Here is a 15,189-nt window from a genome sequence, read left to right on the forward strand (position 1 = left end):
GGTCATTAAGAAGGGGACGCCGTAACCGTAAAACCCGTTACCGCCAGCCTCGTTTCTTAAACAGAACCCGTAAAACCGGATGGCTACCACCATCGCTGGAGAGTCGGATTGCCAACATTGAAACTTGGGTACGACGGATTAAAAAACTCTGTCCGATTTCAGCCATCTCTCAAGAGCTAGTCAGGTTTGACTTGCAGCAAATGCAAAACCCTGAAATTAGCGGAGTTGAGTACCAAAGAGGTGAACTGTTTGGTTTTGAGGTCAAAGAGTATTTACTTGCCAAATGGAACAGAAAATGCGCTTACTGCGAGGTTGAAAACGTTCCGTTCGAGATTGAACACATTCTGGCAAAAAGTAAGGGTGGTTCAAACCGAGTTAGTAATCTTTGCCTTAGTTGTCATTCTTGTAACCAAGCTAAAGGGAACAGACCTGTTGAAGAATTCCTAAAAAAGAAGCCAGGAGTCCTTAAACGGGTATTAGCTCAAGCCAAAGCACCTCTTAAAGATGCCGCAGCCGTCAATGCTACCCGATGGGAACTGTATCGAAGGCTTCAGTCAACTGGTTTACCTGTAGAGGTAGGTTCTGGAGGTCGCACTAAGTTCAACCGTAAAACCAGAGGGATTGAAAAAGCTCACGCTTTCGATGCAGCCTGTGTCGGAGCATCTACTCCTGAACGATTATTAATTCGAGGAATCAAACCTCTAAAAATTGCCGCAAAAGGACGCGGAACCAGACAACGTTGTCGCCCTGATAAGTACGGATTTCCTAAAGCTCATGCTCCTAAAGCCAAGTATTTCCAGGGTTTCCAAACTGGCGACATTGTTAAAGCTGATGTTCAAAAAGGTAAGTTCGCAGGTCAATATATTGGTCGAATTGCGATTCGATTTAGACCTAGTTTTGTCTTGCAGTTACCAACACAAAAGTTTGATGTACATCCCAAATACTTGAGAACCATTCATAAAGCAGACGGCTATGAATACCAATCCTAAAAATAATGATTCGCTATCGCTCAATTTCAATGTTGGCGGCAATTCCCCTCCCGCTAACCTTCGGTATAACGGGAGTCCCCTTGCCGCATTTAAGATGGATGATGTAGGTACACCTCTACCGGGATTATACTGCTGTGGCGATTCCACCTTTCCTGGAATTGGTTTACCCGCAGTGGCGGCGAGTGGGATGATTGCAGCGAATACCCTTGCACCTGTACAGAAGCATTTAGATATGTTGAGGGATATTGGTTGTATTAGATGATAGGTTGAAGCTGTTGCCTGTTGCCTGTTGCCTTGTCTCTACTCATAAAGGGGGTAGTTAACCCGGATTTGGTATCAGCGATCGCGGATTACTGCTTTTCAATTTGTGCGTGAAGCTCTCGCTATCACCTTAGCGAATCGCCTCTTCTGGTGATGCATCTCCCTGAATCACAGACTTGATTCCCGGTAGATATTGATCCATCATTGCCACGTTGGTGTCAACTAAGCGCTTCATTTGAGGAAATGTGAGAGTTGACCCTTCAACGTCAATGCTGGTTTTGTAGGCAATTTCTCCTTCAGCAAAGTCTAACTCAAAATTGCCGATAATCATACCATAATTGGCTCTAGCGATGAATTCGGCTAACGCTCGACGCTTTGATTTTGGTACTGTAACTGGGCAAATTGAGTAAAAAACGAATTGCTGTTCGTTTTCTCTGGCTCTAGCGTAGCAAGTCCATTGACCATTTTTACCCTGAAATCCCATTTGTAATACAGGTTGTCCTTTTATTTGGTAAAAAGACCAGTCATCCTGTTTGAAGAAATTGACCATTTCCGCAAAAATCTGGATGCTGGATGGTTCAGGTTCGGCAATTGTGCGAGGTACTTGCTTTTCTAGGGCATCCAGACTAACATCAGCTAATTCTTTGAAGAAATTGGTTATGCCTTCAAGCATCTGAGAAGTGGTTTTCTGTGTCACTTCCGATAGATTAGCCTCCGTCCAATCTTTGAAGAAGGTAGTAATTGCTTCTGCAATTTCTTCGCTTGAACCTGAAGTGGTGGCTTGAGCAAGGGCGGCTGGACTAATATAATCCCAGAGGGTGCGGTAGGCTATTTCGCCTGATTCCTGTTGCTGTTTGACCGACAGCGCTAACCAATTTTCAGTAGAGAGTAATGGGTGATTGGGTTGTTGTTGGCTGAGATTTAGGATGTAGGTTGCAGCTTCGTCAATAGTTGTGGTGTGTCCTGCTAGGCGAGGTAGCAAGTCGGGTTTTAAAATGGTTTCGATTTGGATGTCGGGTTCAGGCAGGAATTCTCCAGCAGAGAAGGGGTTACGCACTTCCTGCTTAAGGTTAAATAATGCCTCTGTGTCGATACGCTGGTAGAGTTGGGGGTTAACTTGGAAGGTGAGACGACATTCAATGAGTTCGTTGTCTTGTGTGGTTAGGGCTAGGGTGACTGCGTGGATGGGTAGGGGGGTAGTGGTGCGATCGCGTAGTGTGAATTGGCTGTTCAGTTGACGAATTTTAGTCTTTGCGATCATTATGCTTACTCTTGGATAGTTCTAGATAGTAAATCTTTAAAATTGAGGGTAAGACTTTATGTTCGCTAATACGAAATTTCTCATTTTCTGATATCTAAACTAAGGTTATGCATAACTTTCATCAATGGCTTCAGAAAGGACTTCGCTAAAACTATCAGTATATTTATCAAATGAATTTTCATGCCTTCCTTCGTGATAATAATAAACTGGGGGATCATCACCTTCTGATAGGCGGAAGAACATAAATTGATAACCTTGGTGCATCCAAAATATGAATGCATCATCTGGAAGCGGTTCAGGAAAACTATTTCTTTCAAGGATTTCCTTTGCTCCTGTTTGTAGACGAATAATCTTTTTATAATTCCATTGTGAACCAGCAAATAATTCTCCAGTGCTATGTCCCATCCAAAGAAGAAATTCTCTATAAGCAGCTGGTAGAGAGACTTTAAGCTGTTGCTCTAACGCAAGCACTTCCTCTTCTGTACAGGGTCTGAATTGCTCATTATCAACGGTTCTCAATGCATAAAGACGAGACTTTAAGTTGTCGAGATACATCTTGAATACATCCTCCTCCAGCAACTAAGATGACACCATATATCCTAACTAATCTTGGCTACCTCCTCCATAGGAAACCGTAACATTTGGCAGCGTATTTCTAAACTGGCTGATAACGCTTTGACAAGAGTTACAAACAGTAAAGCCAGAGTAAAGAGCAAATACTCCAGTGATATCTTCATAATTTTTTTGTCCTGCTCTAACAGTTTCTGCTTCGCTTTTATCCGCAAGCTGTCCCATGACATACTCAATAATTTTTGCTTCTGAGTCAAATTCTCGCGTAATTCCTCCTGCTTTGACTGCAAATGTCTTGAAGAAGCGAGGCTGCTCTGACTCTGGTGCATCAACTGTTCCTCCAAGAGAAGCCTTTCCACTAACTCCTAGTACAGTTCCAGAAATGCTCTTTGATTTAGAAGCGCGACTTAGATTGAAGTGTGCAAATGCAACATTTGAATCTTCTGAAATCCCACCACGTTGTTTCAATAGGGGAAGAAGCTCTACTAGTTTTTCGATCATTTGAGCGAGCTTAGACTGTGCTTCGTCAGCTTTAGTTTGTTGTTTATCTTTTGGTAACTGAATAGCTTCGGCACATAGACTTTCTGTGTTGGATTCTAGATTACGAAGGGCAGTCAATAAACTCTTGACTTGCTCTTGATTTTCTTCAGAAATTTTACCTTTTTCAAGTTGTTTATCTATATTTCCTAGGAAGGTAGAAAATTCCTGCTTTCGACTCGCAATCATCAGCTTAGGCTGACCATTCGCCATCTCGATCCAAGTTGTATGGCTTTCTCCTGCGGCATTAAAATCAGCTTCTACCTCAAGAGTATCTTTAAGTGTATCTTCTGAACTAAATATCTTGAACAGCTGCTTGAGTATATCCGCAAGAGTCTCTTCCGCCGCCTCCGTCTGATTATCCGCCTGTTCCGCCTCATTAATAGCCTTCTCATCCGCTGAGTTTTGCTTCGCCTCCTCCATTTCTTTAGCAGTCTTTTGGGCTTTCTGTTCAGTTGTACCCAGATGCTGACGGGCAGTACCCAGCAACGATTGAGCCTGTGGACGCTTCTCTTCTGGCAAAGAATCCAACTTTCCTTGCCACTCGTTGAGTTTCGCCTCAACAGAAGTCGGTGCACTGGCAACCATAACTGTGGTTGAAGTTCCTTGGGTGTTTATCCACAGACGATGGCTCTCATCAGTAGCCCTGAAATTTATCGTTTTACCAACTTCACCATCTCCAGGTTGACCGTCACCCTGCTGTTCTGCATTCTGCTGACCTTCCTCTCCTCTACCAATACCCAGCCGCTTTAACAGACTAGCCGCCATCTGCTTGGCTTTGTTCAGTACAAACTCGATCGCGTCATCAATCCGCTTGCGAATCCCTTCAACAACATCCTGTACCTTCCGAGCCAATCCACTAACACCGATCAACGAAGCCAAGAAGCCAATCGCCACAGGCAAGGCTTTAGCCAGCGCCGACTCAATCAAACTCGCCGCTTGACCCAGCGAACCCGATGCGATCGCACCAATCGATTCGGTTATCGCCTGCACCAGTTCGACAACCTGGCTACCTCGGTTGACGAAGAACATAACAATGTTATAAATCGTCTGCGCCGCCTTGACAAACGCCCCGGCTGGTGTTAACAGACCCAGCATCCAGCTCACACCGGACTGAATCACTTGGGTAATCACCATATCCTTAATCTGGTCAATCACCTGCTCTTTCAAGTCAGTAAACTGATCTTGAACCTGTTCCCATAACGCGATCGCTCCTTCAGACTGGAAGACTTGGAACATTTCTAACCCTTGTTCCATCGCCGCTACGACTGGATCTCCAAACATCCTCACTGCCTTGGAACGGATATAATCCCACGTCAGACCCAGTATTTGCGCGACTAAGTTAAAAATACCCTCTAAGCTGAACAGATCATCGGGAATCTGAATACCTAACCCTCCCATCGTCCCCGTCAACCAGGCAACCAGTCCGCCTTGCAAGTGGGTGGCAACATTGCCGACAAACTTATCTAAGCCCTGCTTCACCCCACTAATTAAATTACCCAAGAACCCAATCGGGTCTGATAGAATCGCGCCAATAGCACCCGCCGCACCTGCCAACACGCCTTCGAGCATGGAGCGGATTTGCCCCATCGTGTTGAAAACCCCACCCATCATATCCGTGAATTGGCTGACTAAACCCCGATTTTCCGCTTGCATCTCCTCAATGCGAGCGTCAACCTCTTGCAGACTCGTGCTGTACTGCTGTGCCAATGAGTCGATTAACTCATTTTGCTTATTATTAACACTCTCCTCTAACTGATCAAATTGGCTCTGAATATTTTGTGCTGCGTCTTCTCCAACCTGTCGGAGATTGTCTGGCAACCCAGCCACATACTCCTGAATCTCCTGCTTCCCTTGATTAATTCGTTCTTTTGCCTCATTGAGCTTTTCAGCAACATAATTAGCAATATCGGTGATAGCGATATCCATCTCATCGATATATAATTGCCGCCCATCGACAAAGAATCGATTCACCTCTGGTGGTAAGCCAAATACCGCATCACCCGCCCGTTCATCCCAGCCTGTCACATCCCACCATTCACCGTAACGTTCCTGTTTGTAGGCGTCCATTTTTTCACCAACGTAAGCCTCAAACTTCTGCTTGGCTGCTGCTGCACCAGCGTCAAATTTATTAGTGACTTCTGTATCTAAATCACCGAGTATCGTTTCAACATCTGTCTTTGTTTGCTCATAAATGCCATTAATTTCATTAGCAACCCTAGTCCGTTCCTGTTCGTCTCGGCTTTGGGTGTCACTTTGAAGCCCCATCACCTCATTTAACTGTTGCTCCCGCTGACCATGCATTTCCCCTAATTGGGTTTGAGCCATGGTTTGAGCCTCAGTTTGCCCCTGAGTTAATATCCCCTGCTCCTCGGCGCGATAGGCGGTGGGTGCTGTCGCCCCATGATCCTGTGCTTGTCTCTTGGCATCTAAGGCGGCAATAAATTCGGGTTCATTAGAATTCGCCAGTTGTTCCTCGGTGACATTTTCTGCCGCCATCTGCTGGTCAAGTTCTTGACTATTTGCCTGTAGCGGTGCGGATACCTCAGCCTCACTCCTCGCTTGGGGAACAGCTCCCTCGGCATTGACATCGGTTGGCTCTCCCTCCTCTGGCTGCTCTAGCGGTGTCGAAACTCTTGCTTCAATACTACTGGTATCCGGTTCTGCCTCGACTGTCTCTTGAATACCTCCTGCGGCTTGTTCCTGTTCCTGGGTAACTTGTGAGGATACCTCTTGCCTAACTGAATCGATTTGATTATTGTTTTGGAATTGTTCCGCTTCTTCTTGATTGGTGGGAGTAATCGCGGCAATTCGTTCCAGCAACGCCGCCTTGAACGCTTCTGCATTGAAGGTTCCTGGCTCCTGCTGCTCCATTTGCTGAACCTGGGCGTCTTGCGCTTGGCTCTCTACCTCATTATCGGGGGATTGCGCTGCATCTTGGGCTTCCTGAGACTCAGATTCGGCTGGATCATGTTGTCGCTCTTGTTCGGCAACCCCCTCCACCTGACTCACCACGGCTTGGAATCCGGGATCGGCTTCTGGGGAAGCGGGAGATGTTGCTCCGCCACCAGCCCCCGCTGCTGCACCGCCAGAAGCGGCTGGCTGAGTGCCTGCCTGTGTTGCGGCTGTACTGCCACCTGCTGCCATTTCAGGTGCTGCTGCGGCACCCCCACCTTCATTGGCTACCTGGGGAGTGGCTGGAGCCGCGTTACCACCGGATGCTGGCGCTGGTGCGGGAGTGGGTTGTACGGGTTGGGGTTTATTCTCTTTTACTTTTTGTTCTTGGGGATTTTCTTTTCGTTGGATTTTCAGTTGTGTCGGAAAACCGGATACCAGGCGTTCTTTTGTCTGTAGCTTATTTCCCTTTATCCCGACTTGGCTATCGGTTTTCGCCTGAAGTTTACTACCATTTTGCTGAACAACATGAGCTAATTCATGTGCCAATAATTCCTGTCCTGGCTGATTATCTGGTTGATATTCTCCCTGTTTAAAGAAGATATCTGTACCTGTAGTAAATGCCTTAGCCTGGATTGACTCATTCAGTTTGTTCGACTTACTATCGGTGTGAACCTGAACTTGACTAAAATCTGCCCCGAACGCCTGCTCCATTGGCTGGCGTATTTTATTGGAAATTGGCTGTCCGCTTCCCCGTTTCTGTTCAATCTCCTGCTCTATATTTGGTGCCGCCTCGATTTCACTGGTGTCAGAGGATTGCGGCGGTGTAACTTTGTTCTGAACCGTTTCTGTCTTTGTTTGAATATGTCGCTGATTCAATATAGGATTGACTGGCTTAACAGGGGACTGAATCCGCTGCAGCTGTACGAATTTGCCAGTTTGAAAAGCATTGAGTTGATTTAATCTGGGGTGAGAGGCGGGTTGAATTTGCTGAGAATAGGAATTGGTGAACTTGCCTAGATTAACCTGTCTGGGGATCGAGGATGACGGTGTATCTGGAACGTTTACCGGAATTTCGATAAAATTGTGATTATCTTTTGATTTTTCTTTCTCTTGAGCTGGTGTGTCAGGTGTTTCAGATTGGCGTTGAACGGTTGGAGGTTCACTCGATGATATCTTATCTTCTTCAGCGTCTGGTACTTCCTGTCGCTGGATAGTTTCATCCGATTCCTGTAACTCTTCCTCAGCTTCTGGCTCTATTTTTTCCTCAGTTTCAATTGACTGTTGTTGAATCGAATTGCCTAATCCCCTGAAGTTAACTTGTCTTTGTATAGAAGATGGCGATGTACCCGGAGCGTTGATGGGGAGTTCTAGGAAATTACGAGCGGGTTGTTGCGCTTTCCCTTGGATTTCAGTGTCTTCTTCTTGATTCTCTACGCTGTTTACCTGGGATTCAGCGATTCCCTCTGCTTCACTATCGGATATTTCCTGACGCTCTCTAGTACCATCTGATGCGAAACCATCGGAGGCGGCTGCTAAAGAAATCTCTTCGCCCTCTTTCGTCTCTTCTTGATCTTGCTCATCTAACGCATCCGTCTGAATGTCTACAGCATCGGCGGCTGGCGTTGTCGGCTGATTCGCAACATCACTGGATTTTGACGAACTCGGATTGGCGACGGTTTTGGGGTTTGGAGCTGTAATCGGAATGTTGTGGGAGTTGTAACCTAACTGGGAGATTTGATCAGCTTGTCGTTTGAGCTGTAGTGTTTCCTTTTGCGATAAAGGTGGTGGTAATGCTTTGACACGACGCCTCTGTATCTTGAAGGGATTCGGCACAGGTGTCGAATTGGGCTTAGATAAGCCTTTTTTCCAGAGGTGTTCGTGAGAAGACATTGCCAACTGCCCCAACGATGGCTGTGATTCTACTTCAGAATTCCTTTATTTTATCCGCTTACGGCTGAAAATTAACTCAATTGTGATCAAAATTATACTGTCAACTGAATAAGTTTTGTTAAACTAACTGGAATTAGTACACATAGAATTTTCTAAGATAGTAGATCTTAGAACGGGGGGTGTAGGGGCGGGTTTTACAGATAACATGGGAGCACCAAACTGATAACTTGAATAAACCCGCCCTTTTCCCATAGCCCGGGATGTAGGGGCGGGTTTTACAGATAACTTATGGCAAAAACTTTGTCGGGGCGGGTTTAGTTATATCTGGGTGCAACCCTAAATGATAGTAGTCAAACCCGCCCCTACACTAAACCCGCCCTTCTCCAGTAGCTGAAAATTAGAATGGGCAAGGGTTATGGCTTAAGTTGACACGTATTCTAGATTTGCGGCGTTGCGTTACAGCATGGCGAGAATCAGGTTGTTCGCTGCGATCGCGTGAGGCTCCGGTCATCTGTTGTGTCCAATGTTAAGATAGATTTCCGAGATCATACAAGATTAGCATCGAGCAGTTCCCTACTATGTCCCCTGAGCAGTCCCAACCCGAACGCCAAAACACTCTGGAAGAAATTCGTGCTACCCGCTTGGAAAAAGTCCAACAGCTTAAAGCGTTGGGAATCGATCCCTATGCTTATCGCTGGGAGCCTACCCATCATGCGGCTGAATTGCAAGAGAAATTCGCCGATCTAGGGAATGGTGAAGAGGTTGATTTTGAAGTCGCGATCGCAGGTCGTATTCTAGCGCGTCGTGTCTTTGGCAAGTTGGCATTCTTCAATCTCCAAGACGAAACCGGAACGATTCAACTTTATCTAGACAAAAAGCGGATTACGGCAACAATGACTGATCTGCCAAATCCCTTCAACAATCTCAAGCAATTCACAGACATTGGGGACATTTTAGGCGTAAAGGGGACAATTAAGCGCACAGATAAAGGTGAACTCTCCGTCTATGTCAATGAATATGCTATCCTGACCAAATCTCTATTACCCTTACCCGATAAGTGGCATGGTCTCACCGATACAGAAAAGCGCTATCGCCAGCGTTATGTTGACTTGATGGTGAATCCCACTGTTCGGGAAACCTTCCGCCGCCGTGCCAAAATTACTGCTGCCATTCGTCGCTATTTAGAGGATCGCGGCTTTATCGAAATTGAAACCCCTGTATTTAGTACAGAAGCCGGTGGTGCAGAAGCCCGTCCTTTTATCACCTATCATAATACCCTAGAGATGGAGTTGTACCTGCGAATTGCCACAGAACTCCACCTAAAGCGGTTAATTGTCGGCGGATTTGAAAAGGTATTTGAGTTGGGGCGAATTTTCCGGAACGAGGGAATTTCCACGCGCCACAATCCGGAATTTACCTCAATTGAGGTGTACCAGGCTTACGCCGACTACAACGATATGATGACGTTGACGGAAAATTTAATTACCACCGTCACTCAAGATAGTTTGACAACTCTGGAAATTACTTATCAAGGTGAGACGATTGACTTTACACCGCCTTGGCGTCGAGTCACGATGCATGAGTTGGTGCAAGAGGTGACGGGTTTAGATTTTAATCAATTTAAGACATTAGATGAGGCAAAAGTCGCGGCTAAAAAAGTAGGGATTGAAGGAGTAGAAGACTGTCCATCATTGGGGAAACTCCTCAACGAATGCTTTGAGCAAAAATGTGAAGAAACTCTGATTCAGCCGACATTTATCCTTGACTTTCCTATAGAAATTTCTCCCCTGGCTAAACCTCACCGTTCTAAGCCGGGATTAGTGGAACGCTTTGAGTTATTTATTGCTGGGCGAGAAACGGCTAATAGCTTTTCTGAATTAACTGATCCGATTGATCAACGGGAACGCTTAGAAGCGCAAGCCGCACGAAAAGCCGCTGGAGACTTGGAAGCGCAAGGGGTTGATGAAGACTTTCTCGCCGCTTTAGAGTACGGAATGCCACCGACAGGGGGGTTAGGAATTGGCATTGATCGCTTGGTGATGCTGTTAACGGATTCGGCAAGTATTCGAGATGTGATTGCGTTTCCGTTGCTCAAAAGTAGCAGCCGCGATGGTTCTCCTGCACCCTGAGTGATATCATGTCCGGTGGAATAACTTATGAAGAGATGGATTGTCTTCAAAACTGAATCAGCTTCATCCAAGGGGTGGAAGGAGCGCAAGTTGCAACCTGCGGGACACTTCACCCGGATGCTGGCTGAGTATTTGGATTGCTCTGATAAAGCGTTGCCAGAACCAGGCGATCGTCCGCGTGAGTTTGCTCGATTTGAAGAGTCGGTTGATCCAAACTTCCCCGATGCTAGCACTCATGTTAGTTGGTCTGACTGGGAAGTGAGCCGAGTTGAGCGGTTCAAGTCGGTTGAGTCGGCTGAGTATGATGAGGTTGTTGTGTGTTATTGCCGCTACTCACCGATTGAGCCGGAGTGGAAGGAGTTACCTAAGATTGGCGTTTTGCCAGAGGGTAAACTTTAACTCTTTACTATTTGACTGCTCATTGGTGAGTGCAATGGCACTAAAGGCGCAGCGTCAAAAAATTTGTAAGTCTGATAGCAATCTACAACTATTGATCAGAATGCACACATCTCACCTCTATGAAACAGATTTTTATGGCTGGACTCAAGAGCAGGCGGCGCTGCTCAAAGCTCAGCAATGGGAGCAATTAGACACGGTTAACCTGATTGAGGAAATTGAATCGTTGGGTAGAAAAGAGCGACAAGAGCTGAGGAATAGATTAGGACTGTTGTTAGGACATCTACTGAAATGGCAATTTCAACCTGACAAACGCAGCAATAGTTGGTTGAGCACTATTCGAGAACAACGGGTTCAGATTAGGTTACTTTTGCAGGATAGTCCTAGTTTAAAGTCTTATCTCGATGAGGTTTTCCTCGCTGCTTACGAACTCGGCTTAGCTTTGGCGATTCGAGAGACTCAGTTGGGCGAACAGGTTTTTCCAGAGGAATGTCCCTACACTCCAGAGCAAGTTATGAATCCGAAATTCCTACCAGAATCGAATCAGATGGATGCTTAAGGGATGCGATCGCTGTTTGGTTGTGCCAACGGTATCTGAAACCCAGTGCCGCAATGCTCTGCTAAAGTTGGGTTATAGCCTACCGAACTAGATGCTCCGAAGGGGGCGATCATGACTGTAACGACTAAGAAGCTAACCTTTGAAGAGTATCTGACCTACTCAGACGGGACTGATACCCGCCATGAGTTGGTGAACGGGGAATTAGTAGCAATGAGTATTGGCACCGGGCAACATGGAGAAATCATTGACTTTCTCTATCGGCAAATCGATGCTGAGATCGGGCGTAGCGGACGCGACTGGATTGTTAGACCCGTGGCGATTGGTGTGCGATCGCCTCGTGCTGGCAAGTGGGATACCTCTCGCATTCCCGATTTGACTATTATTCCTAGCCAGCAGTGGCGCGAATTAAGAACCCGTGAGGCTGTTATTGAACTCAACGAACCCCCTCCGATTTTAGTGATAGAAGTCGTTAGCGAATCGACAAAGACCGCCGATTATCGGGCTAAGCGGGTTGAGTACAATGTTTTAAACATTCCAGAATATTGGGTCGTTGACCCACTGACATCAAAGGTGACGATTTTTACCCTGGTTGAGGAACTGTATGAAGGTATGGAGTTCGTTGGTGCTGAGCAGATTGTTTCAGGCACTTTCCCAGAGTTGACTCTGACAAGTGAGCAGATTATTTGGGCTGGAGTGATTCCTAGCGCTGAAGAAAACTAACGAGATGCGATCGCTCTTTGAACGTGCCAATGGCATCTGAAACCCAGTGCCGCAATGCTCTGCTGAAGCTGGGTTATAGTCTATCTAGATAGATACGGGAAAAAATAGAAGTAATGACTAGATGCAGCCTGCTAACTCAAGACAAACTTCTCTATCCTAATCATAAGCATCTCTCATTTATCCGTGTCTAGCTTCAAGCTCTGGATTAGAGTGTCCATTCATGAGTAGACTCATTCAGAGCAGCCTTGACAGATTCTAAGTTTGTAAGCTCTTGCAATGGACTCGACTTCGCTATTTCTGTGATTCTGTTTAAGGTCGCAGTCAACAACTTATTATCACCTATGTCAATTGCTCGATCAACGACTCTAAACAGAGCGCCAAAGTTATTAGCACGTTCATCGAACGAGCGGTCAAGATATACAATGAGTAAATCGCGTTGAGCGTTAATCTTGGCAATTGTCGCCTTTTCCCATGCTTCAATATCCCGCCTCTTAGTCCGTTCCTCTTGTGCAACTTTCTGATACTCGACGTAAGCTGAAATAATTTCGTTTAGGCATTCAGCAGGAGCGGTGAAGGCAGCAGATCTTTTGAAAAAGGCTTCTACAGAAACTTTATTAGTAGTCATATCCAGCTATCTTACAGATTTCGGTATTTCTCTAGGATGGTGACAGTGCCAAGGTTAAGCTTGCCTTCACTGTTTAACACTGAGGTTTTCATGATGTCTACAAGTGCTTTTATCAAATCGAATACCTTTTTGAACTTTTCAGCGTCAGCGTCCTTTTTTGAATCAAATGGCTGAGATTCAAGCTCATCAAGACCAGCAACGGCACGAGTGTTTATAGATACAAACAATCCTTTCAACTCCGTGATCCGCCTTTTAATTTGTTGTGAATAATCTTTTGCCTGGTTTATCTCAGCAATCGCCTTATTAACTTTCGCTTCATACTCCTGCGCCTTGGTTAGGGCTTTCTGTCCTTCACGAGCTGCAATAAAGCCCCCAATTGCTAAAGCGGGAACAGCAGTTATACCGCCGAGTACCCAAACTCCTACTGCCATGCCGCCTCCACCCGCTGCAACAGCGCCACCACCAAACCATGCCAGCATAGCATTTGTAGCAGCGGCTCCGCTAAGACTTGAGATGGCTGTTCCAGTGCTTGCTGTTCCTATAGTGGTAGCGATAGTGACCGCTCCTCCGTATCCCGCTGCTGCCGCTCCAGCAGATTTAACACCACCCTTGAAAAAAACCTCTACTTCTATAGTTGCAGCTTTGTACTCCTTAATCTTCTCAACTGAAAATTCTATCCCTTCTAAAAGGGACTCGACACTTGTTGAACCTCGTTGCCCTAGGTTCTCAATAAAGGTGATAAAGCGTCCTATGGTATGCTTCATAGCATTAAGCTGAAGTTGACCATACTCTTCTGCCAGTTTATCTGTAGCTTTTTCTTCTATTTTCAGTTGCACAACAGCTCGTTCATGTCGCTGTTGAGCGCTCTTGCCAATCTCGTTGGCTTTCTGACCGGGATAGAATGAAACTATGAAGTAGCCTTTTCATGAGTAAGCTTTCCTATCAGAATAACATTAGCTGATCTGCTCTGGAAAACCTCAAATGGTTAATTCATCTAATCTTTACTTACTGTTTAAGTTGGCTTCACTTAGAGTGAAAAGACAGAAGCAGTACGAGAAGCGATCGCTCTCACCCCCATAAGCTACGATGAACCCAAAGACCAAGAGAGAAAAAACCCCATGTCTGAGCAAGTGCGTTACATTACCAACGAGCAGGGGGAGCGAGTTGGCGTCTTGTTAGATTTGGACGCCTATAATCGACTAGCGAACCCATTATCTCTAGATAACGAGTGCTTAATTGGCTTAAGCCGAGATGAACTGCAAGCGTTAGCCGATAGTAAGCTAGCTCCCGCCGCACAAAATCAATTGAACGATTTGCTAGTTCAGAATGCAGAATCTCAGCTTTCTGCCGATGAAGTTGCAAATCTAGACCGTCTCCTAGCACAAGTCGATCAACTAACAATCCTCAAAACCAGAGCCAGATACACTCTGCACTGCCTAGAAACAATGGCAACGGTGGCGTGAGCGCTTATATTCCTGTTGAGCTACAGCGACAAATTCGTACCCATTTTAGGGATTGCTGCGCCTATTGCCGCACGGCTGAAGCTCTGACGGTTGCAATTTTTGAGTTTGAACACATTATGCCCCGCTTGGCTGGTGGAGAGACAATTTTCCAGAATCTCTGCCTCTCCTGTCCTACCTGTAATCGCTACAAAGCCAGTTTCCAAACAGCATTAGACCCCACTACCCAGCAGACAGTTCCTTTGTTTCATCCTCATCATCAAGTGTGGGAGGAGCATTTTAGGTGGAGTGAGGATGGGACAGAGTTAGTAGGATTGACACCGATTGGTCGAGCAACAATTGCTGCATTGAAGATGAATCGTCCCCAGTTAATTCGGGTGCGTCGGATGTGGGTGAAGGTAGGGGAACATCCACCAAAATTTGAGTGAGCGAAGAAGTACAGCGTTTTCAGACTTGATGTGATACAGCTTTTCCAAGAGTAGAACAGTGCTGCCTGCTCATTACTGTACTACTGGCGTGGCACACTTAATTTGATAGATTAGATTCGGCTTGTAGTAAGGGCTAAAGCCCTAGATTCCGTTGGGTTTTCTTGCGTCAACCCAACCTACAACCTATCCCACAATTTTAGCTGTGTCAGTCCACTACATAGGGCTTGCTGCACAAAGCCCTTACCCTTAAAAATAAAACTGTAGAGGATGATTCAAGGTTAAGAAAGTGCAAAGTTTGGAGCCTATACCAAATCCGGGTTAGCCACCCCTTTATCAATGGATAATTAATAATTGATAATTGACAATTGATTAATTGGGTCTAAGACCTCTTCGTTTACGAAGAAATTAAAAAAAATTTTCCTTAATTTCAATCCTCTTCTTTTAAGGAGAGGTCATTATCCATTGT

The 15,189-nt window shown here is 45.8% G+C and carries 13 protein-coding genes; 8 read left to right on the forward strand and 5 right to left on the reverse strand.

Going from position 1 to position 15,189, the window contains the following annotated elements; genetic code table 11:
* Both iscB and RLO19_RS10860 read left to right on the forward strand, forming a co-directional pair.
* The coding region (iscB, locus tag RLO19_RS10855) for an RNA-guided endonuclease IscB (RefSeq protein ID WP_446356283.1) at window positions 1–989 on the forward strand (989 nt) is incomplete at its 5' end.
* Entirely contained in the window at window positions 973–1,251 is a 279-nt protein-coding gene (locus RLO19_RS10860) for a hypothetical protein (protein WP_446356304.1), read from the forward strand. The genes iscB and RLO19_RS10860, both read left to right, overlap by 17 nt.
* A 129-nt stretch (window positions 1,252–1,380) precedes the next feature.
* Here RLO19_RS10860 and RLO19_RS10865 read toward each other — a convergent pair whose 3' ends face one another.
* The 3 genes from RLO19_RS10865 to RLO19_RS10875 form a co-directional block, all read right to left on the reverse strand.
* Window positions 1,381–2,511: a YbjN domain-containing protein gene (locus tag RLO19_RS10865; protein ID WP_446356285.1), complete on the reverse strand. Its 1,131-nt coding sequence runs from the start codon at window positions 2,509–2,511 to the stop codon at window positions 1,381–1,383.
* Between the two features lie 105 nt (window positions 2,512–2,616).
* Window positions 2,617–3,066: an SMI1/KNR4 family protein gene (locus RLO19_RS10870; RefSeq protein ID WP_446356286.1), complete on the reverse strand. Its 450-nt coding sequence runs from the start codon at window positions 3,064–3,066 to the stop codon at window positions 2,617–2,619.
* A gap of 48 nt (window positions 3,067–3,114) precedes the next feature.
* Complete coding sequence (locus RLO19_RS10875) at window positions 3,115–8,406, reverse strand: eCIS core domain-containing protein (protein WP_446356288.1); 5,292 nt, start codon at window positions 8,404–8,406, stop codon at window positions 3,115–3,117.
* Window positions 8,407–8,984: 578 nt separating this feature from the next.
* On the opposite strand from RLO19_RS10875, the gene lysS reads away from it, so the two are divergent.
* The 4 genes from lysS (at window position 8,985) to RLO19_RS10895 (ending at window position 12,210) form a co-directional block, all read left to right on the forward strand.
* The gene (gene lysS / locus RLO19_RS10880; RefSeq protein WP_446356290.1) at window positions 8,985–10,535 is read left to right on the forward strand and encodes a lysine--tRNA ligase; all 1,551 of its coding nucleotides are present in this window, start codon (window positions 8,985–8,987) and stop codon (window positions 10,533–10,535) included.
* Between the two features lie 27 nt (window positions 10,536–10,562).
* The gene (locus RLO19_RS10885; RefSeq protein ID WP_446356292.1) at window positions 10,563–10,934 is read left to right on the forward strand and encodes a hypothetical protein; all 372 of its coding nucleotides are present in this window, start codon (window positions 10,563–10,565) and stop codon (window positions 10,932–10,934) included.
* A gap of 100 nt (window positions 10,935–11,034) precedes the next feature.
* The gene (locus RLO19_RS10890) at window positions 11,035–11,490 is read left to right on the forward strand and encodes a DUF29 domain-containing protein (protein ID WP_446356293.1); all 456 of its coding nucleotides are present in this window, start codon (window positions 11,035–11,037) and stop codon (window positions 11,488–11,490) included.
* A gap of 111 nt (window positions 11,491–11,601) precedes the next feature.
* Entirely contained in the window at window positions 11,602–12,210 is a 609-nt protein-coding gene (locus tag RLO19_RS10895; RefSeq protein ID WP_446356294.1) for a Uma2 family endonuclease, read from the forward strand.
* Between the two features lie 205 nt (window positions 12,211–12,415).
* On the opposite strand, the gene RLO19_RS10900 is transcribed toward RLO19_RS10895, so the two are convergent.
* Together RLO19_RS10900 and RLO19_RS10905 are read right to left on the reverse strand one after the other, a co-directional pair.
* Window positions 12,416–12,835 carry a hypothetical protein gene (locus tag RLO19_RS10900; RefSeq protein WP_446356296.1) on the reverse strand — a complete coding sequence of 140 codons (420 nt, stop codon included), beginning with the start codon at window positions 12,833–12,835 and terminating at the stop codon, window positions 12,416–12,418.
* Window positions 12,836–12,846: 11 nt separating this feature from the next.
* Complete coding sequence (locus tag RLO19_RS10905; protein ID WP_446356298.1) at window positions 12,847–13,671, reverse strand: hypothetical protein; 825 nt, start codon at window positions 13,669–13,671, stop codon at window positions 12,847–12,849.
* A gap of 282 nt (window positions 13,672–13,953) precedes the next feature.
* On the opposite strand from RLO19_RS10905, the gene RLO19_RS10910 reads away from it, so the two are divergent.
* On the forward strand, window positions 13,954–14,298 hold the full coding sequence (locus RLO19_RS10910) for a hypothetical protein (RefSeq protein ID WP_446356300.1): 345 nt from the start codon (window positions 13,954–13,956) through the stop codon (window positions 14,296–14,298).
* Window positions 14,295–14,723: an HNH endonuclease gene (locus RLO19_RS10915; RefSeq protein WP_446356302.1), complete on the forward strand. Its 429-nt coding sequence runs from the start codon at window positions 14,295–14,297 to the stop codon at window positions 14,721–14,723. Before RLO19_RS10910 ends, RLO19_RS10915 begins: the two co-directional genes overlap by 4 nt.
* Window positions 14,724–15,189: the final 466 nt, after the last annotated feature.

The sequence above is a fragment of the Coleofasciculus sp. G2-EDA-02 genome, from assembly GCF_040226375.1.
In the GTDB taxonomy this organism is placed as follows: domain Bacteria; phylum Cyanobacteriota; class Cyanobacteriia; order Cyanobacteriales; family Coleofasciculaceae; genus Coleofasciculus.